Genomic DNA, 21209 nt, shown 5'->3' with positions numbered 1-21209 from the left:
TGCGTACAGCTGCCACCTTATTCGCGTGCAAGTGAAAGAGGGCAGTCTCCATCACATATCGGAGCTGTAAATCATGGTCAAACCTACCCCCAATCCGCCCTTTTCACCGTAACCCCCCACCAAGACACCGAAACCCTGCTGGTCAACGCCAGCGAAACCCTGTCCTCCCTGAACGCACTTACCTGCAATCTGGCCTTCGACCTGGACGCTTCCCCGCGCGCGATCATGCTGGGGATTCAGCAAATGGCTGAGTTCGGACAGCTATTGGTAGATCAAGCACTGGAACAGATGTCCCCTTCTTCAAAAGCTTAAAGCTTGATCGTTCCCTTTTTGGGAATCTTTGGTCGACGCCATGCACCACCTTGCCGCTCAGCACTGCGCTCTTCACCGTCACCCAGCAAAAGGTGCTTGGGCTGCTGTTCGGCAAGCCCGATCAGAGTTTCTTCACTAACGAAATTGCCCGGTGGGCACAAGTGGGCAGGGCAGCCTTACCCGTGAACTGGAGCGGTTGAAGTCGGCGGGCATCTTGAGCATGATGCGCCAAGGCAACCAGACCCACTATCAAGCCAATCCCCAATGCCCGATCTATTCGGAGCTCCTGGCCATCGTGCGCAAAACGTTGAGCCTGGACGGGAAGAGCAACTGGGCCGAACCCGACGCTTTACACCCCGGAAGACTGGACCGGCAAATGGAAGGCCGGGAACAGTTTTGTGCAACGGGTCGTACAGCAGGACAAGATCAACCTAATTGGAGCGCAAATGGGCGGCGGCTTATGTGAAATTCGGCGCGCTTACATCGGGTACGCGTAGATGCAAGTGTCATCCATTACCCCAGCATTATCGAATCGCGCGTTGGGGATCACCATTTCTAATTGAAAACCACAGCGTTCTGCGACCTTAATACTACGAACGTTTCTTCGAGCAGTTTTGATTTCAACCCTTTTTGCTTTTAAGCGAGTAGTGGCTATTTTACGAATTAATCCGCATGCTTCTGCCGCATATCCGTTGCCACGGCTATTACTACCTATCCAGTATCCTATCTCAAAAGAAGGAATGCTCGGATTGCGAATAAATAAGCTTATGCAGCCAACTAACAGTTGGGAGCCTTTTTCGATAATTAAGAATTTATACTCACTTGTCCCTAATTTGAAATTTATCTTCGCCTTTTGCATATTTAAGTAAGTTTCTTCAAGGCTGATGTTTTGATTTGCCCAAGTCAGAAATTCTTTGTGGGTGAGGTCGAAGTTACATATGAGAGCATGCATTTCTTTTGCGCGCTTCAATGCTGGCGGTATTAGTCGTATTCTTCCACCGTTTAATAGTGCTTGTGGAATGGTGGAATATTTCATGAGTAAGCGCCTGGCGTGGAGTTGAAGATAGTTAAAGCAGCTAGGGTTGCCTTTATAGGCAAAGGTATCCCCTGAAATTTAAAAAAGAATAATACGGCTCTATGTGAGAAAACCCGCATTCATGGAAAAGCTGAATATTTTCCTCATGTAAAAAAGGTATTAGCTTGTTTTCCAATGTTAGACAGTAAATTTATATGCATTGAGAATGCACTTTTATTCAACGGTCATGCAGGGTCTGAAATTAAAAGGTTAATATTTCTGAACATTTCAGCATCTCAGCGCATATCTCCTGTTTGTAGGTTCATTACCCCCGCCGTAACAATCCATCACCCAGGTTGATTGATGCCCCCCTGAATCACTCCTAAGGTACAGCCCACGACAGCAAACCCCGTGGAGCGACCATGACAACAATAACTACCCCCGACTCGCGCTGGACGCGGCGGCGCGACGAGAAGCAGCGGCGGCTCGGGCTGGTTAAACCGTTTGCAGACGGGACGGTATTGCCCAGTGACCGGATCGTCGAGGCGCTTGAGGCGTTGATCCTGCCCGGCGACCGCGTGGTGCTTGAGGGCAATAACCAGAAACAGGCCGATTTCCTCTCGCGCTCCCTGGCCAAGGCCGACCCGGCCAAGCTCCATGATTTGCACATGATCATGCCCAGCGTCGGGCGCTCCGAGCACCTGGACCTGTTTGAAAAGGGCATCGCGCGCAAGCTCGACTTTTCCTTCGCCGGCACCCAATCCCTGCGCATCAGCCAGTTGCTCGAAGACGGCCTGCTGGAAATCGGCGCGATCCATACCTACATCGAACTCTATGCACGGCTGGTGGTGGACCTGATCCCCAACGTGGTGCTCTCCGCCGGTTTCATGGCCGACCGTGCCGGCAACATCTACACCGGCGCCAGCACCGAAGACACGCCGGCGCTGATCGAGCCGGCCGCGTTCAGCGATGGCATCGTTATCGTGCAGGTCAACCAGTTGGTGGATGACGTCACTGACCTGCCTCGCGTCGACATCCCAGCCAGTTGGGTCGATTTTGTGGTGGTGGCCGACAAGCCGTTCTACATCGAGCCGCTGTTCACCCGCGACCCGCGCCACATCAAACCGGTGCATGTGCTGATGGCGATGATGGCGATCCGTGGCATCTACGAAAAACATAATGTGCAGTCGCTCAACCATGGCATCGGTTTCAACACCGCCGCCATTGAATTGATCCTGCCCACCTACGGCGAATCCCTCGGCCTCAAAGGCAAGATCTGCCGCAACTGGACCCTTAACCCGCACCCCACGCTGATTCCCGCGATTGAAAGCGGCTGGGTGCAAAGCGTGCATTGCTTCGGCACCGAACTGGGCATGGAAAACTACATCGCCGCGCGCCCGGATGTGTTCTTCACCGGCCGTGACGGCTCGATGCGCTCCAACCGCATGTTCTGCCAATTGGCTGGCCAATACGCGGTGGACCTGTTTATCGGCGCCACCCTGCAAGTCGACGGCGATGGCCATTCCAGCACCGTGACCCGTGGCCGCCTCGCTGGCTTTGGCGGCGCGCCGAACATGGGCCACGACCCACGCGGCCGCCGTCATGGCACGCCGGCCTGGCTGGATATGCGCCACGACGATGCGCCGGTCGCACTGCTCGAGCGCGGCAAAAAGCTCGTGGTGCAGATGGTCGAGACCTTCCAGGAAGGCGGCAAGCCCACCTTCGTCGAAACCCTCGATGCGGTGGAAGTGGCACGCAAAAGCGGCATGCCCTTGGCGCCGATCATGATCTACGGCGACGACGTCACCCACCTGCTCACCGAAGAAGGCATCGCCTACCTCTACAAGGCCCGGTCTCTGGAAGAACGCCAGGCGATGATCGCCGCCGTCGCCGGGGTGACCGCCATCGGCCTGCGCCATAACCCCAAGGACACCGCCCGCATGCGCCGTGAAGGCTTGATTGCCTTGCCCGAAGACTTGGGCATCCGCCGCACCGACGCCACCCGTGAACTGCTGGCCGCCAAGAGCGTGGCCGACCTGGTGGAGTGGTCCGGTGGCTTGTACAACCCGCCCGCCAAATTCAGGAGCTGGTAAATGCGCGCACTCAAACTGCATGAAGTGAGCCTGGCCGATCGCCTGGCGGATATGGCCGTCGATGCGCTGATCGACGAAGCCGACCTGTCGCCCAAACCGGCCCTGGTGGACCGTCGCGGCAACGGAGCCCACAGTGATTTGCACCTGGGGCTGATGCACGCGTCGGCGCTGTCGCTGTGGCCGATGTTCAAGGCAATGGCCGAGGCTGCGCTTGAGTTCGGTGAAATCGGGTTGCCCCTGCGTGAAGCCCTCGGGCGAATCGGCCGCGAGGGTGAACAGGCAATGCTCGCGACCACCCATGGCGTGAACACCCATCGCGGCGCGATCTGGGCCCTCGGTTTACTGACGGCAGCGGCAGCGCTGGAGCCCCGCGCCATCCCGCTGAACGCCGCCAGATTGGCCCTGCTCAACGACCGCTACGCCCCGCGATCCTTGAGCCACGGCGCACAGGTTGCCCAACGTTATGGTGCGCGCGGTGCCCGTGAAGAAGCGCAACTGGGCTTCCCGTCAGTGGTGCAACGTGGCCTGCCGCAATTGCACAAAAGCCGCCTGCAGAACGTGGGCGAACAGAACGCGCGTCTCGACGCCTTGCTCGCGATCATGACCAACCTGGCCGACACCTGCGTGCTCTACCGCGCTGGCCTGGAAGGCCTGCGGGCCATGCAGCGCGGCGCCCAGGCCGTGCTCGACGCCGGCGGCAGCGCCAGCCTCGTCGGTCGCCGCCAACTGCACGCGCTGGACCAACAACTGCTGGCCCTGAATGCCTCTCCCGGCGGCGCCGCCGATTTGTTGGCCGCCTGCCTGTTTATCGACCGCCTCGACGGAGCGTTGTGATGGAAACCTTATCCTTTGAATTCCCCGCCGGGCAGCCAGCAAAAGGCCGCGCGCTGGTGGGGTGCGTCGGCTCCGGCGACCTTGAAGTGCTGCTGGAACCGGGCACCGCCGGCACGTTGACCATCCAGGTACAGACCTCGGTGAATGGCGCCGAACAACGCTGGCAGCACCTGTTCGAACGCATCTTTCAGGAGCAGACACCACCGGCCCTGAACATTGATATCCACGATTTCGGCGCCACCCCCGGCGTGGTGCGCTTGCGCCTGGAGCAGGGTTTCGAGGAGATCGGCCATGACTGACTTGCTCGCCAAACACAGCTTTGTCGAACTGGGTGCGCGGCAGCGGGCCAAGGCCTTGTTGGATGCCGGTACTTTTCGCGAACTGATCGACCCCTTCCAGCGCGTCATGTCGCCCTGGCTCAGCCGCCAAGGTGTGGTGCCCCAGGCCGATGACGGCGTGGTGATCGCCAAGGGCAGCATCGGCGGCTTGCCTGTGGTGATTGCAGCGATTGAAGGCAACTTCCAGGGCGGCAGCCTCGGTGAAGTCGGCGGCGCGAAAATCGCCGGGGCCCTGGAACTGGCGGCTGAAGATAACCGCACCGGCGTCCCGACCCGCGCCGTGCTACTGCTGGAAACCGGTGGTGTGCGGCTGCAGGAAGCGAACCTGGGGCTGGCTGCGATTGCCGACATACACGCGGCGATTGTCGACCTGCGCCAGTACCAGCCGGTGATCGGCGTGGTGGCGGGCAGCGTGGGGTGTTTCGGTGGCATGTCCATCGCGGCCGGGCTGTGCAGCTACCTCGTCCTCACCCGTGAAGCGCGCTTGGGCCTCAATGGTCCGCAAGTGATCGAACAGGAAGCCGGGCTGGAAGAATACGACTCGCGCGACAGGCCCTTTATCTGGAGCCTCACCGGCGGCGAACAGCGTTTCAACAGCGGCCTGGCCGACCGTTACGTGGCCGACGATGTGGCGCAGATCCAGCAGACGGTCAATGCGTTGTTGCAGCAAGGCGTGCCCGCGCAACAACGCAGTCGCCAGGCCGATTATTACCTCACACGCTTGGCCGAATTGGACGCCGTACCGCAAATCGACCCGGCGACGGTGCGCGAGCTGTATCAAGGAGAACGCTCATGAGGGGCTTGCAGTGGTTCAACGCATTGAGCGCCGGCGCTGCGCCTGTAGCAGGTTTGCCGGCGTCGCTGCGGGTTGCCGACGCGGTCTTGGGTGAGCAAAAGGTGCGCTTTGTCGCCGTGGTCACGGACGCGCAAAACCGCTTCCCCCGGGCGCGCAATGGCGAAGTCGGCCTGCTCGAAGGCTGGGGCCTGGCCAAGGCCGTCGATGAGGCCGTCGCGAGAGGCGACAAGCGGCCCATCATCGCCATCGTCGATGTGCCCAGCCAAGCCTACGGCCGTCGCGAAGAAGCGCTCGGCATCCATCAGGCCCTGGCCGCTGCTGCCGACAGCTACGCTCGCGCCCGTCTCGCCGGGCATCCGGTGATCGCATTGCTGGTGGGCAAGGCCATGTCCGGTGCGTTCCTGGCCCACGGTTACCAGGCCAACCGCCTGATCGCCCTGCGTGACCCCGGCGTGATGGTGCACGCCATGGGCAAGGCTTCGGCGGCGCGGGTAACGCTGCGCAGCATCGAAGAGCTGGAAGCCCTGGCCGCCAGCGTGCCGCCCATGGCCTACGACATCGACAGTTATGCCAGCCTCGGCTTGCTCTGGGAAACCTTGGCCGTCAGCCAGATTGAACAGCCCACGGCGGACGATGTGGCGCGGGTCAGCGATTGCCTGGCGAATGCGATCAAGGATGTCGGCAGCACCGATTTGAGCGGACGCCTCGGCGCGACTAATCGCGCAGCCTCCAGCCACGTTCGCCAACTGCTGCGGGAACAATGGTGAACGCCCACGACTTGCTCTGGGGCATGACCCCGGCGCATGTGCCCGCCGACGCACCGGCCTGGGTGCGGGAGACGCTCGGTGCCGGCCACCCGGTGGTGGTGCGCCGTGCCATCGCCGAACCGGGTTATGTGGCGATCGGTGTGCGCGGGCGTTTGCGCGAGCACCGTTTTGCCGGGTGGATGCCGCTGGCGTCGGTGCGGCGGCGGGTGACACCGGAAGCGTTGCGCGGGGTGATTTCGCCGAGGGATTTACCGGCGTTGCGCGCGCTCGACCAACTGCGGCCGGTGCTGGCGCAGGAAACGTGGGGCGTCACAGGCAGCGCGGGTTTCGAGTTGGCCAGCGGGATTGAAGCGCTGCATGCCCAGAGTGACCTGGATTTGCTTCTGCGCACGCCCGAACCTTTGGCCCGCGATGATGCTGAAGACCTCCTGGCGATGCTTGATAGGGCAGAGTGCGCCGTCGACCTGCAACTGCAAACCCCGTTCGGCGCCGTCGCCTTGCGCGAATGGGCCAGCGGTTCACCCCGCGTGCTGCTGAAAACCGCCAGCGGCGCACACCTGGTGCTCGACCCCTGGCAGGCCGTGGCATGAGTAGCCTGCTGGTGTTTCCGGGGCAGGGTGCCCAACGACCAAGCATGCTCCAGTCGCTGCCCGAAGCTGTGCTGGAGGAAGCCAGCGATGCCCTTGGCGAAAACGTGCGCCTGCTCGATTCGGCGCAAGCCCTGGCCAGTACCCGCGCCGTGCAACTGTGCCTGTTGATCGCCGGCACTGCCCACGCCCGTCTGTTGGAGCGCACCCCGGATTACGTCGCGGGCCTGTCCATCGGCGCCTATCCCGCCGCTGTCATCGCCGGCGCGCTGGATTTCGCCGACGCCGTCAGGCTGGTCAGCCTGCGCGGTGAGTTGATGCAGCAGGCTTATCCACAGGGCTACGGCATGACCGCGCTGATAGGCCCTGAGTTATCCACCGTTGAAACGTTGCTGGCCGAGATCCACAGCGCGCAAACCCCCGTGTACCTGGCCAATATCAACGCCGATAGCCAAACGGTCATCGCCGGCAGCGACGAGGCGATGAAGCAGGTGGCAGCGCGCATCAAAGGCAACGGCATCGCCAGGCGCCTGGCCGTCAGCGTGCCGTCTCACTGCGCGTTGCTGGATGCACCCGCCAAGGTTCTCGCCCAGGCCTTCGTTCCGCTCAAGCCGCCGCGCATCACCTACCTGAGCAGCACCCGCGCGCGGCCGATCCACAACCCCGAACAGCTTTGCGACGACCTGGCCTTCAACATGTGCCGCGTCGTCGATTGGCGCGGCACCGTACAAAGCGCCTATGAGCGCGGTGTGCGCCTGCAAATCGAACTGCCCCCGGGCGCCGTGCTCACCGGCCTGTCACGCCGCGTGTTCGAACAAGGCACGGTGATCGCCTGCGAAGGCGCGCGCCTGGACACCTTGCAGGCCTTGCTGGAAGAGGAGGAGCGCCGCCACCGATAAAGCACTACCCAAGGCTTTCGAAGCACAACAACAACAATTTCGATCGAGCACTTTGAGGACAACAACGATGATTATCTACGGTGTGGCATTGCTGGCGATCTGCACGCTTGCAGGCGTGATCATGGGCGACATGCTCGGCGTTTTACTAGGCGTCAAATCCAACGTGGGCGGCGTGGGCATCGCCATGATCCTGCTGATCTGCGCACGGTTGTGGATGCAAAAGCGCGGCGGCATGACCAAGGAGTGCGAGATGGGCGTGGGCTTCTGGGGCGCCATGTACATTCCCGTGGTGGTGGCGATGGCCGCGCAACAAAACGTCGTGACCGCCCTGCACGGCGGCCCGGTCGCGGTGCTGGCGGCGATTGGTTCGGTGGTGGTCTGTGGTTGCACCATCGCCTTGATCAGCCGCACGCACAGGGGCGAGCCTCTGCCCGCCGAAGAGCCGCTGATCGTTCCTGCGGGAGGTCGCTGAGATGTGGGACCTCATCGAGAAAGGCTTGGAGCATAACGGTCTGATCACTGCGTTTGCCTTTGTGGGCGTGGTGATGTGGATTTCCGTGGTGCTGTCCAAGCGCCTTACGTTCGGGCGCATCCACGGCTCGGCGATTGCCATCGTCATCGGCCTGGTGCTGGCCTGGGTCGGCGGCACGCTCACGGGTGGGCAGAAGGGCCTGGCGGACCTGGCCCTGTTCTCTGGTATCGGTCTGATGGGCGGTGCGATGCTGCGGGATTTCGCCATTGTTGCCACGGCGTTTGAAGTGCAGGCGACCGAGGCGCGCAAAGCCGGCATGATCGGTGTGATTGCGCTGCTGCTGGGCACGATCCTGCCATTCATCGTCGGCGCGAGCATGGCCTGGGCGTTCGGTTATCGCGATGCGATCAGCATGACCACCATTGGCGCGGGCGCGGTGACCTACATTGTCGGCCCGGTGACCGGAGCGGCGATTGGCGCGACCTCGGATGTGATGGCGCTGTCGATTGCCACCGGGTTGATCAAGGCGATTCTGGTGATGGTCGGCACACCGGTGGCGGCGCGCTGGATGGGCCTGGACAACCCGCGTTCGGCGATGGTGTTTGGTGGCTTGGCCGGCACCGTGAGCGGGGTGACGGCGGGGCTGGCGGCGACGGATCGGCGGTTGGTGCCGTATGGCGCGCTGACGGCGACATTTCATACCGGGCTTGGGTGTTTGCTCGGGCCTTCGCTGCTGTACTTCATTGTGCGGGGGTTGGTGGGCTGAGTGATCGTTCCCACGCTCCGCGTGGGAATGCAGCCCTGGACGCTCCGCGTCCGCTCTTGAAGTCGGGACGCGGAGCGTCCCAGGAGGCGTGTCCCGCGCGGAGCGTGGGAACGATCAGCTCAGGCTGACCCCTGCCGATTGGCATACATCCGGCACTCCGCCAACAGCGCCAGCAAGTTCGGATCGCGCTCCTTGGCCTTCAAGAACACCACGCCGATATGCTGCTGCAGCCGATACCTGGGCTGCAGCGGTATCAGCTTCACGCGGTTCTCATACACCGCTGCAATCCTGCCCGGCAGCAGCGCATAACCCACGCCCGAGCTGACCATGCTCAGCAGCGTGAAGATGTCGTTGACCTGCATCGCCACTTTCGGCTCGAACCCGGCCTGCTTGAACACGCGGTTGCCGTCCTGGTGCGTGGCAAAGCCTTGGGTGAGGGTGATGAAGGTTGCGTCGCGCACGTCGGCCAGGTCGATCTGCTGTTCGCGGTCGAAGGGGGAGTCGGCTGGAGTGGCGAGGAAGATATCGTCGCTGAACAGCGCAATCTGCGCGCAGTCCGGGTCGTTCGCATGGTCGTCGAGAGCGATGAGGATCGCGTCCACTTCCATGTTCTTGAGCTTGTAGAGCAGGTCGAAATTGGAGCCCAGGATCAGGTCGATATTCAGTTCGCTGCGCCTGATTTTCAGGCCCATGATCAGTTGCGGCACGGTCTTGACCGTCAATGAATACAGCGAACCCAGCTTGAATCGTTCGGCGGAAAAGCCGGCGGCTTCGCGGGTCAGGCGTACGCTGTCGACCACATCGGCCACCAGTTTCTGGGCGCGCTCTTCGAGTACGTAGGCGCTTTCCAGCGGCGTGAGATTGCGCCCTTCGTGCTTGAACAACGGGCAGCGCAGGGCGTTTTCCAGCGAATGAATGGCGCGGTGCACGCTGACGTTGCTGGTTTGCAACTCGGCGGCGGCGCGGGCCAGGTTGCCGGTGCGCATGAATGCCAGGAAGATTTCCAGCTTTTTGAGGGTGAATTCTTCGTCGATCAACATGGCCGTGGCTCTTGTTCGAATGCTCTCGATTGTGCCCGCAAATGCGCTCGGCGTCCTCGGAACGTCATAAGGCGCTTGCACTCTTATGACGAAGGCTGGAGGCTTGCCAGCCAACCCTTATTGGTCACGGGAGGTCGGTTGCAGATGTACCACGGGGAACGATTCAACGCCTGGAGCCATTTGCTCGGTGCAGTCGCGGCGTGTATTGGCGTCGTGTGGATGTTGGTGGTGGCGAGCCTGGACGGCAGCCCCTGGAAAATCGTCAGTGTGGCGATTTATGGCTTTACCTTGATGGTGCTGTACAGCGCGTCCACCGTGTATCACAGCGTGCGCGGGCGGCGAAAAGAGATCATGCAGAAGGTCGATCACTTTTCGATCTACCTGTTGATCGCCGGCAGCTACACCCCGTTTTGCCTGGTCACGCTACGCGGGCCGTGGGGCTGGACGCTGTTCGGGATTGTGTGGGGGCTGGCGGTGATCGGCATCCTGCAAGAGATCAAGCCACGCTCGGAGAAACGCATCCTGTCGATCGTGATCTATGCGGTGATGGGCTGGATCGTGCTGGTGGCGGTCAAGCCGCTGCTCGCCGCGCTGGGTACGGCAGGGTTTACCTGGCTGGCGGCGGGTGGGGTGTTGTACACCGTTGGCATTATCTTTTTTGCTTTGGAGGATCGCCTGCGTCATTCCCATGGCATCTGGCATTTGTTTGTGATCGGCGGCAGCCTGCTGCATTTTGTGGCGATCATGCATTACGTGCTTTGAATGTGGCCAGCACTTGTATGGATTGATCCGCCGTCATCGGGGGCAAGCCCCCTCCCACATTGGATCTCGGGTGTGTTTAGAGACGGTTCAACAGCTCACAGGCGCGACTGCCGACAATCTCCAGCAGCCTGGCCAGCATATGCGGCGGGGGCTCGTTGGCGCGAGTCAGTGCGTAGAGGGTGATCGGCAGCGGTGGGGTGAGCGTGCGGATGTGGGTGGTGGCCGTTGAAGCACCCAGCGCGGTGAACGGATCGATCACGGTGAGGCCGGCGCCGGATTCGACCATCGCACGGGCTAGGGAATAGGTTTGCACCGAGATCGTCACCCGTGGCGGCGGGTCGACATTTTCCAGGTAGCTGCCCAGCTTCGCCGCCAGCGGGTCAGCGCTGGACAGGCCGATCAAGGGCGCGCCGGCCAGTTCGGCCAGCGGCAAGGGCATGTGCCGTTCAGCGTCCGACCAATAGCCTTTTGACGCCAGCGCTACCAGCACGCCGTTGGCCAGCACCTGGGTGGTGAGCCCCGGATGGCCGGAGAACGTGAGTGTCAACGCCAGGTCGATCTCGCGCATCAACAGCTTCTGCACCAGCTCGCCGCTATGGTCGCTGGACAGCTCACAGGCGATGTCCGGGTAATCACGCTTCCATTCCAAGATTGACGGCGGCAGCAGCGACAGCGCCAACGCCGGGATCGCACCGATGCGGATGCTTTGCCCCGGTTCGCGCCGCAAGCTCTTGGCCAGGCGCCGCACACCTTGCAGGCTTGCGCTGACTTTTTCGACTTCGCTTTCCAGCGCCAGGGCTTCCGGCGTGGGCTGCAATTTGCCGCGTACCCGCAGGAACAACGCAAAGCCCAGTTGCAGTTCGGCGTGCTGCAACACTTTGGTCACCGCCGGTTGCGAGACGTGCAACAACTGCGCGGCGGCACTGATAGAGCCGGTCTGGCGGATGGCCTGGAAGATTTCGATATGACGCAAGCGCATGGCGAGTCCCATAACCTTTGTTTATAGGTGAGCCATCTTTATTCATTGTCGGTGGCCTGTCACCTGGCTCTACGCTGAGCGCTGTCAATTAACGGCGGGAGGCGGGGATGGCCAGGCAGGTTTGCATTATTGGCGGTGGGGTTATCGGCCTGGCGAGCGCTTATGCGTTGGTGCGTGCCGGCCATAGCGTGACGCTGATCGAGGCGCGCGACAGCCTGGGCAGTGAAACCAGTTACGCCAATGGCGGGCAGTTGTCCTACCGCTATGTTGCGCCGCTGGCCGACGCTGGGGTGCCGCTGCAAGCGATTGGCTGGTTACTGCGCGGTGACTCGCCGTTGAAGCTGCGCCCGCGTCTCGATCCCCAGCAATGGCGCTGGATGGCCGCCTTTATCGGCGCCTGTCGTAGTTCGGTGAACCAGCGCAATGCCGCTCACTTGCTGCGCCTGGCATCCCTGAGCCAGGACACCTTGCAGCAATGGCGCGAGGAGGACCGCCTGGACGACTTCGATTGGCGACGCAATGGCAAGCTGGTGACGTTTCGCAACGCCAATACCTTTGAACATGCCCGCAGTAAAGTGACCAATGTCCTGCAACAGCAGGTGTTGTCCGCTACCGATTGCGCGCACCTGGAGCCGGCGCTGGCCGGTGATGGTTTTGTCGGCGGGATCTACACGCCCAACGAGGAAGTAGCGGATTGTCATGCCTTTTGCCAGCAATTGGCGGCGCGGCTGGAAGCATCGGGGCGTTGCACATTTTTGTTGGGGCGCAAGGTTACCCGGATTCGTCATACCGACGGTGTGGTGCACGCCCTCCAATTGGATGATGAGGTGATGCCGGTCGAGCAACTGGTGCTGGCGGCAGGGCATCGCAGCGCTGAACTGGGCTTGCCGGGGTTGTCGCTGCCGCTGTATCCGCTCAAGGGCTATAGCCTGAGCGTGCCGATTGGCGCGCAGCACCGGGCGCCGAATGTGAGCATCACGGACTACGATCGCAAGATCGTCTACGCGCGCATCGGTGAGCAACTGCGGGTCGCGGCCATGGTGGACATTGTCGGCTTCGACGCGGGTCTTGAGCCCAAGCGCCTGGCTTTGATGAAACGCCAGGCCCTGGAGACATTTCCCAATGCCGGCGACTACGCCCACGCGGTTGAATGGGCCGGTATGCGCCCGGCCACGCCGACTGGGGTGCCGCTGATTGGTGCCAGTGTCTATCGCAACCTGTGGCTGAACCTCGGTCACGGCGCCCTTGGTTTTACCTTGGCCAGCGGCAGCGCCCAACTGTTGGCTGAACTGATCAACCAACAGGTTCCTTCCATTGACATGCAGGGCCTGACGCCCCGCGCCACTTGAGGATGCCCCATGACCATCAACCGAATCAGCAGCAACGAGCGTCTCAGTGGCGCAGTCACTTTCAAGGACTTGGTGTTCCTTTCGGGCCAGGTGCCGGGCGAAGGGCAGGACGTGATGACGCAAACCCGCGAAGTGCTGGCCAAAATCGATGCACTGTTGGCCGAGGCGGGCAGCGACAAGGATCACCTGCTGAACGCGACGATTTACCTGAAGGACATCGGCAGCGGTTTTGCGCCGATGAACGAGGTGTGGTCCGCGTGGCTGTCGCCGGGGATGGCGCCTACACGCACCACCCTGCAAGTGGAGCTGGCGCGGCCGAATGTGCTGGTGGAAATCAGCGTGATTGCTGTACGTAAATAATTCAAAGACCAACGGAGCATAACAATGAAAAGAATCCTGTTGACCGGCTGCACCCTGGGACTTTTGTTCGGCGCACAGGCCCATGGGGCCCAAGCGCCGCTGGAGGGCACCCTGGGCAAGATCGCCAACACCAAGTCCATCACCCTGGGATACCGCGATGCGTCGGTGCCGTTTTCCTACGTGGGTGATAACACTGGCAAACCCATGGGCTATTCAGTGGACCTGGCAAGCAAGATCGTCGAGCGTATCCAGCAGAAAACCGGGGTGGCCAACCTCAACGTCAAGTACACCCTGGTGACCTCACAGACCCGGATTCCGCTGGTGCAGAACGGCACCGTCGACCTGGAATGCGGCTCTACCGGGGTGACGGCTGACCGGCAGAAGCAGGTAGCATTTTCCTACGGGTTTATTTACGTGAAGGGGCAATTACTGACGGCGAAGGACAGCGGCATCAAGGGCTTTGCCGACCTTGACGGCAAGAACGTGGTCACCACCGCCGGTACCACCAACGAACGATTCCTCAAAAGCTACAACGCCGAACGCAAGGCCAATATGTTTGTCATCAGCGCCAAGGACCATGGTGAGGCGTTCAAGATGCTCGAGACCGGCCGTGCGGTAGCGTTCTACATGGATGACGCGCTGCTCTACGGCGAACGCGCCAAGGCCCGGGACCCGCACAACTGGGTGGTGGTGGGCGAGGAGCAGTCGCGGGAGATCTACAGCTGCATGGTGCGCAAGGATGATCCGCAGTTTCTTGCGGTGGTCAATGAGACGCTCGGTGACCTGTACCGCTCGGGGGAGATCAACGGGATTTACCAGCGCTGGTTTGAACAACCGATTCCGCCGAAGGGCTTGAATCTGGAATTCCCGATGACTACGGAGTTAAAGCAGATTATCGCCAAGCCAGTCAGCGACCCAGTGGAGTAAAAATTGGTAACCCAATCCAAATGTGGGAGGGGGCTTGCCCCCGATAGCGGTGTGTCAGCCGATACAGGTGCTGGCTGATCTACCGCTATCGGGAGCAAGCCCCCTCCCACAGTGTTGACTGGGTTTGCAAAGGGGTAGTTAGAAGTCGCCCCAGAGTTGTTGGGCGACGGCCAAGGCGACCACCGGTGCAGTCTCGGTGCGCAACACGCGAGGGCCGAGGCGGGCGGCGTGGAAGCCGGCGCCTTGGGCTGTTTCGACTTCGCCGTCGGTCAGCCCACCCTCAGGCCCGATCAGGAAGGCCAGGCTCGCAGGCCTGGCATGGCTGACCATCGGCTCGGCCACTGGGTGCAGCACCAGCTTCAAATCCGCTTCGGTTTGCTTCAACCAGTCCGCCAGTAACAGCGGCGGGTGAATCACCGGCACCGTCGAACGCCCGCATTGCTCGCACGCGCTGATCGCCACCTGGCGCCAGTGCAGCAGGCGCTTGTCGGCGCGTTCGTCCTTGAGGCGCACTTCGCAACGCTCGCTGAAAATCGGGGTGATGGCGTTGACGCCCAGTTCGGTGGCTTTCTGGATCGCCCAATCCATGCGCTCGCCCCTGGACAGACCTTGGCCGAGGTGGATATGCAGCGGCGATTCGGCCTGGCCTTTGAAGCTTTCCGTGAGCTGCACGCTGACGCGTTTTTTACCGACTTCCAGCAAGCTGCCGAGAAACTCCTGGCCGGAGCCATCGAACAGTTGCACGGCGTCGCCCTCGCTCATGCGCAGCACACGGCTGATGTAATGCGCCTGCGCCTCGGGCAACTCGTGATCGCCGAGGCTCAGCGGGGTGTCGGTGAAAAAGCGGGACAGTTTCATATGTGTTCTCTGGAAAAGGGTGTGCAGAGCGGACGCGGAGCGTCCAGGGCTGCATTCCCACGCGGAGCGTGGGAACGATCATGGTTAACCTGGGTCGCGAAAGCCTGGGTGAAAATCCTTCGGCACGGCAACGCTGACCTTGCTGTTGGTGGCGATATCGATGCCTTCACTCGCAACCTCGGCAAGGAAATCGATCTGCTCCGGGGTAATCACATACGGCGGCAGGAAGTACACCACGCTGCCCAACGGTCGCAACAGCGCGCCGCGTTCCAGGGCGTGCTCGAACACCTTCAGGCCACGGCGTTCCTGCCAGGGGTAGGCGGTCTTGGTGGCTTTGTCCTGCACCATCTCGATGGCCAGGACCATGCCGGTCTGGCGTACTTCAGACACATGCGGATGGTCGACCAGATGCGCCGTGGCCGTGGCCATGCGCTGGGCCAAGGCCTTGTTGTTTTCGATGACGTTGTCTTCTTCGAAAATATCCAGGGTGGCCAGGGCCGCCGCGCAGGCCAGCGGGTTGCCGGTGTAGCTGTGGGAGTGCAGGAAGGCGCGCAGGGTCGGGTAGTCGTCGTAGAAGGCGTCGTACACGTCGTCGGTGGTGACCACGGCGGCCAGCGGCAGGTAGCCGCCGGTCAGGGCCTTGGACAGGCACAGGAAGTCCGGGCGGATGCCGGCCTGTTCACAGGCGAACATGCTGCCGGTGCGGCCAAAGCCCACGGCGATTTCGTCGTGGATCAGGTGCACGCGATAACGGTCACAGGCTTCGCGCAGCAGCTTGAGGTACACCGGGTGATACATGCGCATGCCACCGGCGCCCTGGATCAGCGGTTCGACGATCACGGCGGCGACGCTGTCGTGGTGCTCGGCCAGGGTCTGTTCCATGGCCTGGAACATCGTGCGCGAATGCTCTTCCCAGCTCACGCCCTCGGGGCGCAGGTAGCAGTCAGGGCTCGGCACTTTGAGGGTGTCGAGCAACAATGCCTTGTAGGTTTCGGTAAACAGCGGCACGTCGCCCACCGACATCGCCGCGATGGTTTCACCGTGGTAGCTGTTGGTCAGGGTGACGAAGCGCTTCTTGTTCGGCAGACCACGGTTGAGCCAGTAGTGAAAGCTCATTTTCAGCGCGACTTCGATACACGATGAGCCGTTATCGGCGTAGAAGCAGCGCGTCAGGCCTTCGGGGGTCATCGCCACCAGGCGCTCGGACAGCTCGATCACCGGCTGATGGCTGAAGCCGGCGAGGATCACGTGTTCCAACTGGTCGACCTGATCCTTGATGCGCTGGTTGATGCGCGGGTTGGCGTGGCCGAACACGTTGACCCACCAAGAGCTGACGGCATCGAGGTAGCGCTTGCCTTCGAAGTCTTCCAGCCATACGCCTTCACCGCGCTTGATCGGGACCAGTGGCAGTTGCTGGTGGTCTTTCATCTGGGTGCAGGGATGCCACAGCACCGCGAGGTCGCGTTGCATCCACTGGTTGTTCAAGCCCATCGGTGATCTCCTCGAAGCGGTCCCGCAACCTGCGCGGGCGAAACAATCGCGCAAGCCTATGCAATGGTGGCGTGGGTCACAAGCCATTGTGGGGAAATTCGCGGTAAATGCAGGACGGTCTGTCACGTTTCTTGGGAATAGTCTTAATCCCTTGTTAATTTATGATGCATAGCCTTCAGATCGCATTTCTCGATATTTCAAAGCGAAATTTTTCGCTTTAATTCGATAGGTAAAGCGCTAGTCTTGGGCACAGTTCTTACGGGATTAAGTTCATGCAGTTACGCAATTCATCGGCCCGCTATGGCTGGGTCAGCATGGTTTTGCACTGGGGCGTGGCCTTGGTGGTATTTGGATTGTTCGCCCTGGGCCTGTGGATGGTCGGTCTCGATTACTACAGTGCCTGGCGCAAAGACGCGCCGGACCTGCACAAGAGCATTGGCATCACGCTCTTCGCCATCATGCTGGTACGTATCGTCTGGCGCCTGGTCAGCCCGCCGCCCGCACCGCTGGCCAGCTACAGCCGGCTGACCCGCATCGGCGCCGCGTTTGGTCACGCGTTCCTGTATGTGGGGCTGTTTGCCGTGATGATTGCCGGTTACCTGATTTCCACCGCAGACGGTGTCGGTATCCCGGTGTTTGGCCTGTTTGAGATTCCTGCCGTGGTTTCCGGGCTACCGGACCAGGCAGACACCGCCGGCGTGGTGCACCTGTACCTCGCCTGGGTGTTGGTGGTCTTCGCCGGCTTGCATGGCGTGGCTGCGCTGAAACACCACTTTATCGATCGTGATGTGACCCTTAAGCGAATGCTGGGGCGCAAAGCCTGATGTTCAACCTCGACTCACAAGGAATAGAAAACATGTTGAAAAAGACTCTCGCTGCTCTGGCTATCGGTACCGCCCTGCTGTCCGCAGGTCAGGTGATGGCTGCTGACTACAAGATCGACAAGGAAGGCCAGCACGCCTTCATCGACTGGAAAATCAGCCACCTGGGCTACAGCTACATCCACGGTACCTTCAAGGACTGGGATGGTACTTTCAGCTGGGATTCGGCTAAGCCTGAAGCCAGCAAAATCGCAGTCGACGTGAAAACCGCCAGCCTGTGGTCCAACCACGCTGAACGTGACAAGCACATCGCCAGCAAAGACTTCCTCGACGTAGCCAAGTTTGCCGACGCCAAGTTTGTGTCCACCGCGGTTAAATCCACCGGCGACAAAACCGCTGACGTGACCGGCGACCTGACGTTCCACGGTGTGACCAAGCCTGTGACCTTCAAGGCCACCTTCAACGGTGAGGGCAAGGACCCATGGGGCGGCGAGCGTGCTGGCTTCAACGCCAAGACCACGATCGACCTGAACGACTTCGGCGTGAAAGGCCCTGGCCCGACTTCGCAGACCGTCGACCTGGATATTTCGCTGGAAGGTGTGAAGCAGAAGTAATGTCCGCCTGACAATGCGGGCCTTTGTGGGAGGGGGCTTGCTCCCGATAGCGGTGGGTCAGCCCCAGCAGTGCTGGCTGACCCATTGCTATCGGGAGCAAGCCCCCTCCCACATTTGATCTGATCGAGTCAAAAAAAATGCCCCGCATCCAAGATGCGGGGCATTTTTTATGGCGCCTTGGAACTCAGCGGTTGCGGGTCAGCAACGCTGGCTTTTCACCACGAGGACGGCCAGGCAGTTGATCCAACTGCTCGGGTGTCGGGAAGCGATCCGCTTTCGACTCCTTGTGGATGATCTTCGGTGCCGGGCCACCGCGCGGGTTTTGCACGGCTGGCTCGGACAGCGGCTGGTCGTCACGGGCCGGGCGGCGGTTGTTGCTGCGCGAGTCTTCGCGACGGGCCTGGCCATCACGCGGTGCGCCGTTGCGCGGGCCGCTGCGTTTGGCCGGTGGTGTGCCGGTGGTGCCGCCGCTGCTGTTGCGCGGGCCGTTCTGGCGCGCGCCCTGTGGCTGACCACCACGTGGAGCGGCTGCGCCTGCGCCTTGTGCCGGGGCACCTGGGCGACGGCCACGGCCTTGCGCCGGCTTGGCTTGTGGCACGTAGTCAACGCGGTTACCGAAGTTATCCACATCGTCGTCGAGGAATTCGTCCGGGGCACGGTCGGATGCGGCGCGTGGAGGCTGGCTCGGCTGGCGCTGTTCGCGGGCCGGGGTGCCTTCACGGGGCTTCTGCTCGCGGGCCGGGCGTTCGCCACGGCTGCTGGTCGCAGTTTTTTCCTTGCCCTTGTCCTTGCCCTTGTCGCGACGGCCACCACCGCCACCGCCGCCGTTCGGGCCATCGCCCTTCGGACCGCGTGGGTTGCGTGGGTTACGCACGTCCGGACGCTCGCGCGCTTCAGGCTTTTCGGCCTCCACGGCGCTGGAATCGAAGCCCATCAGGTCGCCGTCGGCGATTTTCTGCTTGGTCATGCGCTCGATGCTTTTCAGCAGTTTTTCTTCGTCCGGTGCGACCAGGGAAATGGCCTCGCCCGAGCGACCGGCACGGCCAGTACGGCCGATACGGTGCACATAGTCTTCGTCGACGTTCGGCAGCTCGAAGTTGACCACATGGGGCAACTGGTCGATATCCAGGCCGCGCGCGGCGATATCGGTGGCGACCAGGATGCGCACACTGCCGGCCTTGAAGTCGGCCAGGGCTTTGGTGCGCGCGTTCTGGCTCTTGTTACCGTGGATGGCGACGGCGGTGAGGCCGTGCTTGTCCAGGTACTCGGCCAGGCGGTTGGCGCCGTGCTTGGTGCGGGTAAACACCAGCACCTGTTCCCAGGCACCGTGGGTAATCAGGTGCGCGAGCAGCGAGCGCTTGTGGCTGGCGGCCAGGCGGAACACGCGTTGCTCGATACGCTCGACCGTGGTGTTGGGCGGCGTGACTTCGATGCGTTCCGGGTTGTGCAGCAACTTGCCGGCCAGGGCGGTGATGTCCTGGGAGAACGTTGCCGAGAACAGCAGGTTCTGACGTTTGGCCGGCAGGCGGGCGAGGACCTTCTTCACGTCATGGACAAAGCCCATGTCGAGCATGCGGTCGGCTTCGTCCAGCACGAGGATTTCCACGTGGGACAAGTCGACGCTGCCTTGGCCGCACAGGTCGAGCAAGCGACCCGGGCAGGCCACCAGCACGTCAACACCACGGGACATGGCCTGAACCTGGGGGTTCATGCCGACGCCGCCGAAGATGCAGGCGCTGACGAACTTCAGGTCGCGGGCATACAGCTTGAAGCTGTCGTGCACCTGGGCGGCGAGTTCGCGGGTAGGGGTCAGGACCAGTACGCGCGGTTGGCGCGGGCCGTGACGCTGGGATTTGTCCGGGTGACCGTTGGGGAACAACCGCTCCAGAATCGGGAGGGCGAAACCACCGGTTTTACCGGTACCTGTCTGCGCCGCAACCATCAGGTCGCGACCTTGCAACACGGCGGGAATGGCCCGCTGTTGCACCGGAGTAGGCTCGGTATAGCCCGCTGCCTCGATGGCGCGGACTAAAGCCTCGGAGAGACCGAGGGAAGCAAAGGACATGAGTAATCCTGTTTTAGTTAGGGCTTGGCCCAGAGGGATAATCTTGCCGGGCGTGAATGGCGCTTAGGGGAGCGTAATCCCGTCCGGTCCTGCTGCGTCTGGCGGGCACTCCACCGGCTCGCGCGGGCTGCAAAGCTGCGCTGTAGCGGGGTTGGGTGCCTTTTTCAAGACCTCAGCGGCCGGGCGTAAGCCTGGCGGAAAGGCCGGAGTATAACAGAGCAATCACTGCGCGCTGCTTTCCTGCTGCTCAACGGTGTATTCGGAGGCGCTGATGGGCGCCGTTTGCGCCTGGATACCGCCATATTTGGCGCTCAAGGCGGCGTAGGCCGGCTCTTGCTTGAAGCGCCTGAGCTCAGCGGCAAAGCGCTGGACCAGCAAATCCATGCCCGCGCCACGGCGTACGGCAAGAAACTGCTGCTGGCGGCTGACCACCAGCGGCGCCTGGCTGACCTTGTCTTCCAGGCCCAATTGCTTGATCACGTGCTGCCCCACGCGACGGTCAGTGACCACCATATCGATGCGCCCCAGCATCAGCTTGCCGAAGTTGGCCTCATGGCTGGGGGCGGGTTCACGGGCAAAGGTGGCGGACGCGCCGAAGGCTTCGCCATACAGGTAACCGGGAGAGATCCCCACGCTCAGGCCGCGCAGATCGTCGAGGGTTTCGGCGGGGTGCGGACGCTCATTGGCGTAGAACAGCACGAATTCGACCGTCGACAAGGGTTCGCTGGGGTAGAGCAGCAAGGCGTCGCGCTCGTGGCTGTGGAAAATATCCAGCGCGCCGTCGGCGTGGCCTTGGTCAAGCATCGCCAGGCAACGTTTCCAGGGCAGGAACTGCCATTGCACATCCACGCCGAGGCGCTGGAACACGATCACCGTGGTTTCGTAGTCCAGGCCACGCATGCTGCCGTTGTCGTCGTAGACGTAGGGCGCCCATGGTTCGGTGACAATGCGCAGTTTCTCGCCATAAGCGGCCAGGCTCAGGCAAGTGAAAAGCGTAGCGATCAACAACTTGAAAATGACGGGCATTCCCTGAGGTTACGACGCTACCGAGATAAAGAGAAGCT

General features: G+C 61.6%; 22 protein-coding genes and 2 pseudogenes. 17 read left to right on the top strand and 7 right to left on the bottom strand.

What is annotated here, in order from left to right:
• Positions 1 to 73 precede the first annotated feature (73 nt).
• Together C4J86_RS27180 and C4J86_RS27175 are read left to right on the top strand one after the other, a co-directional pair.
• Positions 74 to 312: pseudogene (locus tag C4J86_RS27180) on the top strand (DUF6124 family protein).
• Between the two features lie 50 nt (positions 313 to 362).
• A pseudogene (locus tag C4J86_RS27175) lies at positions 363 to 809 on the top strand (hypothetical protein).
• Here the strand turns inward: C4J86_RS27175 and C4J86_RS24870 are convergent.
• A complete protein-coding gene (locus C4J86_RS24870; protein ID WP_124372155.1) occupies positions 791 to 1348 on the bottom strand; it encodes a GNAT family N-acetyltransferase in 558 nt (185 codons plus the stop codon). The pseudogene C4J86_RS27175 and the gene C4J86_RS24870 overlap by 19 nt on opposite strands.
• A gap of 401 nt (positions 1349 to 1749) precedes the next feature.
• Here C4J86_RS24870 and mdcA point away from each other — a divergent pair, with 401 nt between their 5' ends.
• The 9 genes from mdcA (at position 1750) to madM (ending at position 8879) form a co-directional block, all read left to right on the top strand.
• Positions 1750 to 3420: a malonate decarboxylase subunit alpha gene (mdcA, locus tag C4J86_RS24860; RefSeq protein ID WP_124372154.1), complete on the top strand. Its 1671-nt coding sequence runs from the start codon at positions 1750 to 1752 to the stop codon at positions 3418 to 3420.
• On the top strand, positions 3421 to 4254 hold the full coding sequence (locus tag C4J86_RS24855) for a triphosphoribosyl-dephospho-CoA synthase (RefSeq protein WP_124372153.1): 834 nt from the start codon (positions 3421 to 3423) through the stop codon (positions 4252 to 4254).
• Positions 4254 to 4553 (top strand): malonate decarboxylase subunit delta, encoded by a 300-nt coding sequence (locus C4J86_RS24850; protein ID WP_124372152.1) that lies wholly within the window; start codon positions 4254 to 4256, stop codon positions 4551 to 4553. Before C4J86_RS24855 ends, C4J86_RS24850 begins: the two co-directional genes overlap by 1 nt.
• A complete protein-coding gene (locus C4J86_RS24845; protein WP_124372151.1) occupies positions 4546 to 5388 on the top strand; it encodes a biotin-independent malonate decarboxylase subunit beta in 843 nt (280 codons plus the stop codon). Before C4J86_RS24850 ends, C4J86_RS24845 begins: the two co-directional genes overlap by 8 nt.
• Positions 5385 to 6155, top strand: a complete 771-nt coding sequence (gene mdcE, locus C4J86_RS24840) for a biotin-independent malonate decarboxylase subunit gamma (RefSeq protein ID WP_124372150.1) — start codon at positions 5385 to 5387, stop codon at positions 6153 to 6155. The genes C4J86_RS24845 and mdcE overlap by 4 nt, the downstream gene beginning before the upstream one ends.
• On the top strand, positions 6149 to 6745 hold the full coding sequence (locus tag C4J86_RS24835) for a malonate decarboxylase holo-ACP synthase (protein ID WP_124372149.1): 597 nt from the start codon (positions 6149 to 6151) through the stop codon (positions 6743 to 6745). Before mdcE ends, C4J86_RS24835 begins: the two co-directional genes overlap by 7 nt.
• Positions 6742 to 7641 carry a malonate decarboxylase subunit epsilon gene (gene mdcH / locus C4J86_RS24830; protein WP_124372148.1) on the top strand — a complete coding sequence of 300 codons (900 nt, stop codon included), beginning with the start codon at positions 6742 to 6744 and terminating at the stop codon, positions 7639 to 7641. Before C4J86_RS24835 ends, mdcH begins: the two co-directional genes overlap by 4 nt.
• Before the next feature lie 67 nt (positions 7642 to 7708).
• A complete protein-coding gene (gene madL / locus C4J86_RS24825; protein WP_124364782.1) occupies positions 7709 to 8113 on the top strand; it encodes a malonate transporter subunit MadL in 405 nt (134 codons plus the stop codon).
• A gap of 1 nt (position 8114) precedes the next feature.
• Positions 8115 to 8879, top strand: a complete 765-nt coding sequence (gene madM, locus C4J86_RS24820) for a malonate transporter subunit MadM (RefSeq protein ID WP_046069909.1) — start codon at positions 8115 to 8117, stop codon at positions 8877 to 8879.
• A gap of 119 nt (positions 8880 to 8998) precedes the next feature.
• Here madM and C4J86_RS24810 read toward each other — a convergent pair whose 3' ends face one another.
• Positions 8999 to 9919, bottom strand: a complete 921-nt coding sequence (locus C4J86_RS24810; protein WP_124372146.1) for a LysR substrate-binding domain-containing protein — start codon at positions 9917 to 9919, stop codon at positions 8999 to 9001.
• 144 nt (positions 9920 to 10063) lie between these two features.
• Between C4J86_RS24810 and C4J86_RS24805 the strand changes: the two genes are divergently transcribed.
• The gene (locus C4J86_RS24805; RefSeq protein ID WP_124372145.1) at positions 10064 to 10681 is read left to right on the top strand and encodes a hemolysin III family protein; all 618 of its coding nucleotides are present in this window, start codon (positions 10064 to 10066) and stop codon (positions 10679 to 10681) included.
• A gap of 76 nt (positions 10682 to 10757) precedes the next feature.
• Here the strand turns inward: C4J86_RS24805 and C4J86_RS24800 are convergent, their stop codons facing one another.
• Positions 10758 to 11660: a LysR family transcriptional regulator gene (locus C4J86_RS24800; RefSeq protein ID WP_124372144.1), complete on the bottom strand. Its 903-nt coding sequence runs from the start codon at positions 11658 to 11660 to the stop codon at positions 10758 to 10760.
• 107 nt (positions 11661 to 11767) lie between these two features.
• Between C4J86_RS24800 and C4J86_RS24795 the strand changes: the two genes are divergently transcribed.
• Genes C4J86_RS24795 through C4J86_RS24785 form a run of 3 tightly spaced genes read left to right on the top strand, consistent with a single transcriptional unit; the run spans position 11768 to position 14296 of the window.
• The gene (locus C4J86_RS24795) at positions 11768 to 13009 is read left to right on the top strand and encodes a D-amino acid dehydrogenase (RefSeq protein ID WP_124372143.1); all 1242 of its coding nucleotides are present in this window, start codon (positions 11768 to 11770) and stop codon (positions 13007 to 13009) included.
• Between the two features lie 9 nt (positions 13010 to 13018).
• Entirely contained in the window at positions 13019 to 13369 is a 351-nt protein-coding gene (locus C4J86_RS24790; RefSeq protein WP_124372142.1) for a RidA family protein, read from the top strand.
• A 24-nt stretch (positions 13370 to 13393) separates the two neighbouring features.
• Positions 13394 to 14296: a transporter substrate-binding domain-containing protein gene (locus C4J86_RS24785; protein ID WP_124372141.1), complete on the top strand. Its 903-nt coding sequence runs from the start codon at positions 13394 to 13396 to the stop codon at positions 14294 to 14296.
• A gap of 138 nt (positions 14297 to 14434) precedes the next feature.
• Here the strand turns inward: C4J86_RS24785 and C4J86_RS24780 are convergent, their stop codons facing one another.
• Both C4J86_RS24780 and C4J86_RS24775 read right to left on the bottom strand, forming a co-directional pair.
• Entirely contained in the window at positions 14435 to 15154 is a 720-nt protein-coding gene (locus C4J86_RS24780) for a 16S rRNA (uracil(1498)-N(3))-methyltransferase (protein ID WP_124372140.1), read from the bottom strand.
• Positions 15155 to 15238: 84 nt separating this feature from the next.
• Complete coding sequence (locus C4J86_RS24775; protein ID WP_124372139.1) at positions 15239 to 16645, bottom strand: adenosylmethionine--8-amino-7-oxononanoate transaminase; 1407 nt, start codon at positions 16643 to 16645, stop codon at positions 15239 to 15241.
• A 272-nt stretch (positions 16646 to 16917) separates the two neighbouring features.
• On the opposite strand from C4J86_RS24775, the gene C4J86_RS24770 reads away from it, so the two are divergent.
• Positions 16918 to 17469, top strand: coding sequence for a cytochrome b (locus tag C4J86_RS24770; RefSeq protein ID WP_124364774.1), 552 nt, complete (start codon positions 16918 to 16920; stop codon positions 17467 to 17469).
• A gap of 32 nt (positions 17470 to 17501) precedes the next feature.
• Complete coding sequence (locus tag C4J86_RS24765; protein WP_124372138.1) at positions 17502 to 18080, top strand: YceI family protein; 579 nt, start codon at positions 17502 to 17504, stop codon at positions 18078 to 18080.
• 184 nt (positions 18081 to 18264) lie between these two features.
• On the opposite strand, the gene C4J86_RS24760 is transcribed toward C4J86_RS24765, so the two are convergent.
• Together C4J86_RS24760 and C4J86_RS24755 are read right to left on the bottom strand one after the other, a co-directional pair.
• Positions 18265 to 20145 (bottom strand): DEAD/DEAH box helicase, encoded by a 1881-nt coding sequence (locus C4J86_RS24760; RefSeq protein ID WP_124372137.1) that lies wholly within the window; start codon positions 20143 to 20145, stop codon positions 18265 to 18267.
• Between the two features lie 222 nt (positions 20146 to 20367).
• Positions 20368 to 21171 carry an ABC transporter substrate-binding protein gene (locus tag C4J86_RS24755; protein WP_124372136.1) on the bottom strand — a complete coding sequence of 268 codons (804 nt, stop codon included), beginning with the start codon at positions 21169 to 21171 and terminating at the stop codon, positions 20368 to 20370.
• Positions 21172 to 21209 lie beyond the last annotated feature (38 nt).

The organism is Pseudomonas sp. R2-7-07 (genome assembly GCF_003852355.1).
In the GTDB taxonomy this organism is placed as follows: Bacteria; Pseudomonadota; Gammaproteobacteria; order Pseudomonadales; family Pseudomonadaceae; genus Aquipseudomonas.
Note: the sequence above shows the minus strand (reverse complement) of the source record. Positions and strands in the feature narration are given on the sequence as shown.

Bases quoted from the DNA above. Each gene is read 5' to 3' on its own strand.
- C4J86_RS24775 (WP_124372139.1), bottom strand. From the start codon at position 16,645: ATGGGCTTGAACAACCAGTGGATGCAACGCGACCTCGCGGTGCTGTGG.
- mdcH (WP_124372148.1), top strand. From the start codon at position 6,742: ATGAGTAGCCTGCTGGTGTTTCCGGGGCAGGGTGCCCAACGACCAAGC.
- mdcA (WP_124372154.1), top strand. From the start codon at position 1,750: ATGACAACAATAACTACCCCCGACTCGCGCTGGACGCGGCGGCGCGAC.
- C4J86_RS24810 (WP_124372146.1), bottom strand. From the start codon at position 9,919: ATGTTGATCGACGAAGAATTCACCCTCAAAAAGCTGGAAATCTTCCTG.
- C4J86_RS24755 (WP_124372136.1), bottom strand. From the start codon at position 21,171: ATGCCCGTCATTTTCAAGTTGTTGATCGCTACGCTTTTCACTTGCCTG.
- madM (WP_046069909.1), top strand. From the start codon at position 8,115: ATGTGGGACCTCATCGAGAAAGGCTTGGAGCATAACGGTCTGATCACT.
- C4J86_RS24855 (WP_124372153.1), top strand. From the start codon at position 3,421: ATGCGCGCACTCAAACTGCATGAAGTGAGCCTGGCCGATCGCCTGGCG.
- mdcE (WP_124372150.1), top strand. From the start codon at position 5,385: ATGAGGGGCTTGCAGTGGTTCAACGCATTGAGCGCCGGCGCTGCGCCT.
- C4J86_RS24800 (WP_124372144.1), bottom strand. From the start codon at position 11,660: ATGCGCTTGCGTCATATCGAAATCTTCCAGGCCATCCGCCAGACCGGC.
- C4J86_RS24770 (WP_124364774.1), top strand. From the start codon at position 16,918: ATGCAGTTACGCAATTCATCGGCCCGCTATGGCTGGGTCAGCATGGTT.
- C4J86_RS24845 (WP_124372151.1), top strand. From the start codon at position 4,546: ATGACTGACTTGCTCGCCAAACACAGCTTTGTCGAACTGGGTGCGCGG.
- C4J86_RS24785 (WP_124372141.1), top strand. From the start codon at position 13,394: ATGAAAAGAATCCTGTTGACCGGCTGCACCCTGGGACTTTTGTTCGGC.
- C4J86_RS24790 (WP_124372142.1), top strand. From the start codon at position 13,019: ATGACCATCAACCGAATCAGCAGCAACGAGCGTCTCAGTGGCGCAGTC.
- C4J86_RS24835 (WP_124372149.1), top strand. From the start codon at position 6,149: ATGGTGAACGCCCACGACTTGCTCTGGGGCATGACCCCGGCGCATGTG.
- C4J86_RS24795 (WP_124372143.1), top strand. From the start codon at position 11,768: ATGGCCAGGCAGGTTTGCATTATTGGCGGTGGGGTTATCGGCCTGGCG.
- C4J86_RS24850 (WP_124372152.1), top strand. From the start codon at position 4,254: ATGGAAACCTTATCCTTTGAATTCCCCGCCGGGCAGCCAGCAAAAGGC.
- C4J86_RS24780 (WP_124372140.1), bottom strand. From the start codon at position 15,154: ATGAAACTGTCCCGCTTTTTCACCGACACCCCGCTGAGCCTCGGCGAT.
- C4J86_RS24765 (WP_124372138.1), top strand. From the start codon at position 17,502: ATGTTGAAAAAGACTCTCGCTGCTCTGGCTATCGGTACCGCCCTGCTG.
- C4J86_RS24870 (WP_124372155.1), bottom strand. From the start codon at position 1,348: ATGAAATATTCCACCATTCCACAAGCACTATTAAACGGTGGAAGAATA.
- C4J86_RS24805 (WP_124372145.1), top strand. From the start codon at position 10,064: ATGTACCACGGGGAACGATTCAACGCCTGGAGCCATTTGCTCGGTGCA.
- C4J86_RS24760 (WP_124372137.1), bottom strand. From the start codon at position 20,145: ATGTCCTTTGCTTCCCTCGGTCTCTCCGAGGCTTTAGTCCGCGCCATC.
- madL (WP_124364782.1), top strand. From the start codon at position 7,709: ATGATTATCTACGGTGTGGCATTGCTGGCGATCTGCACGCTTGCAGGC.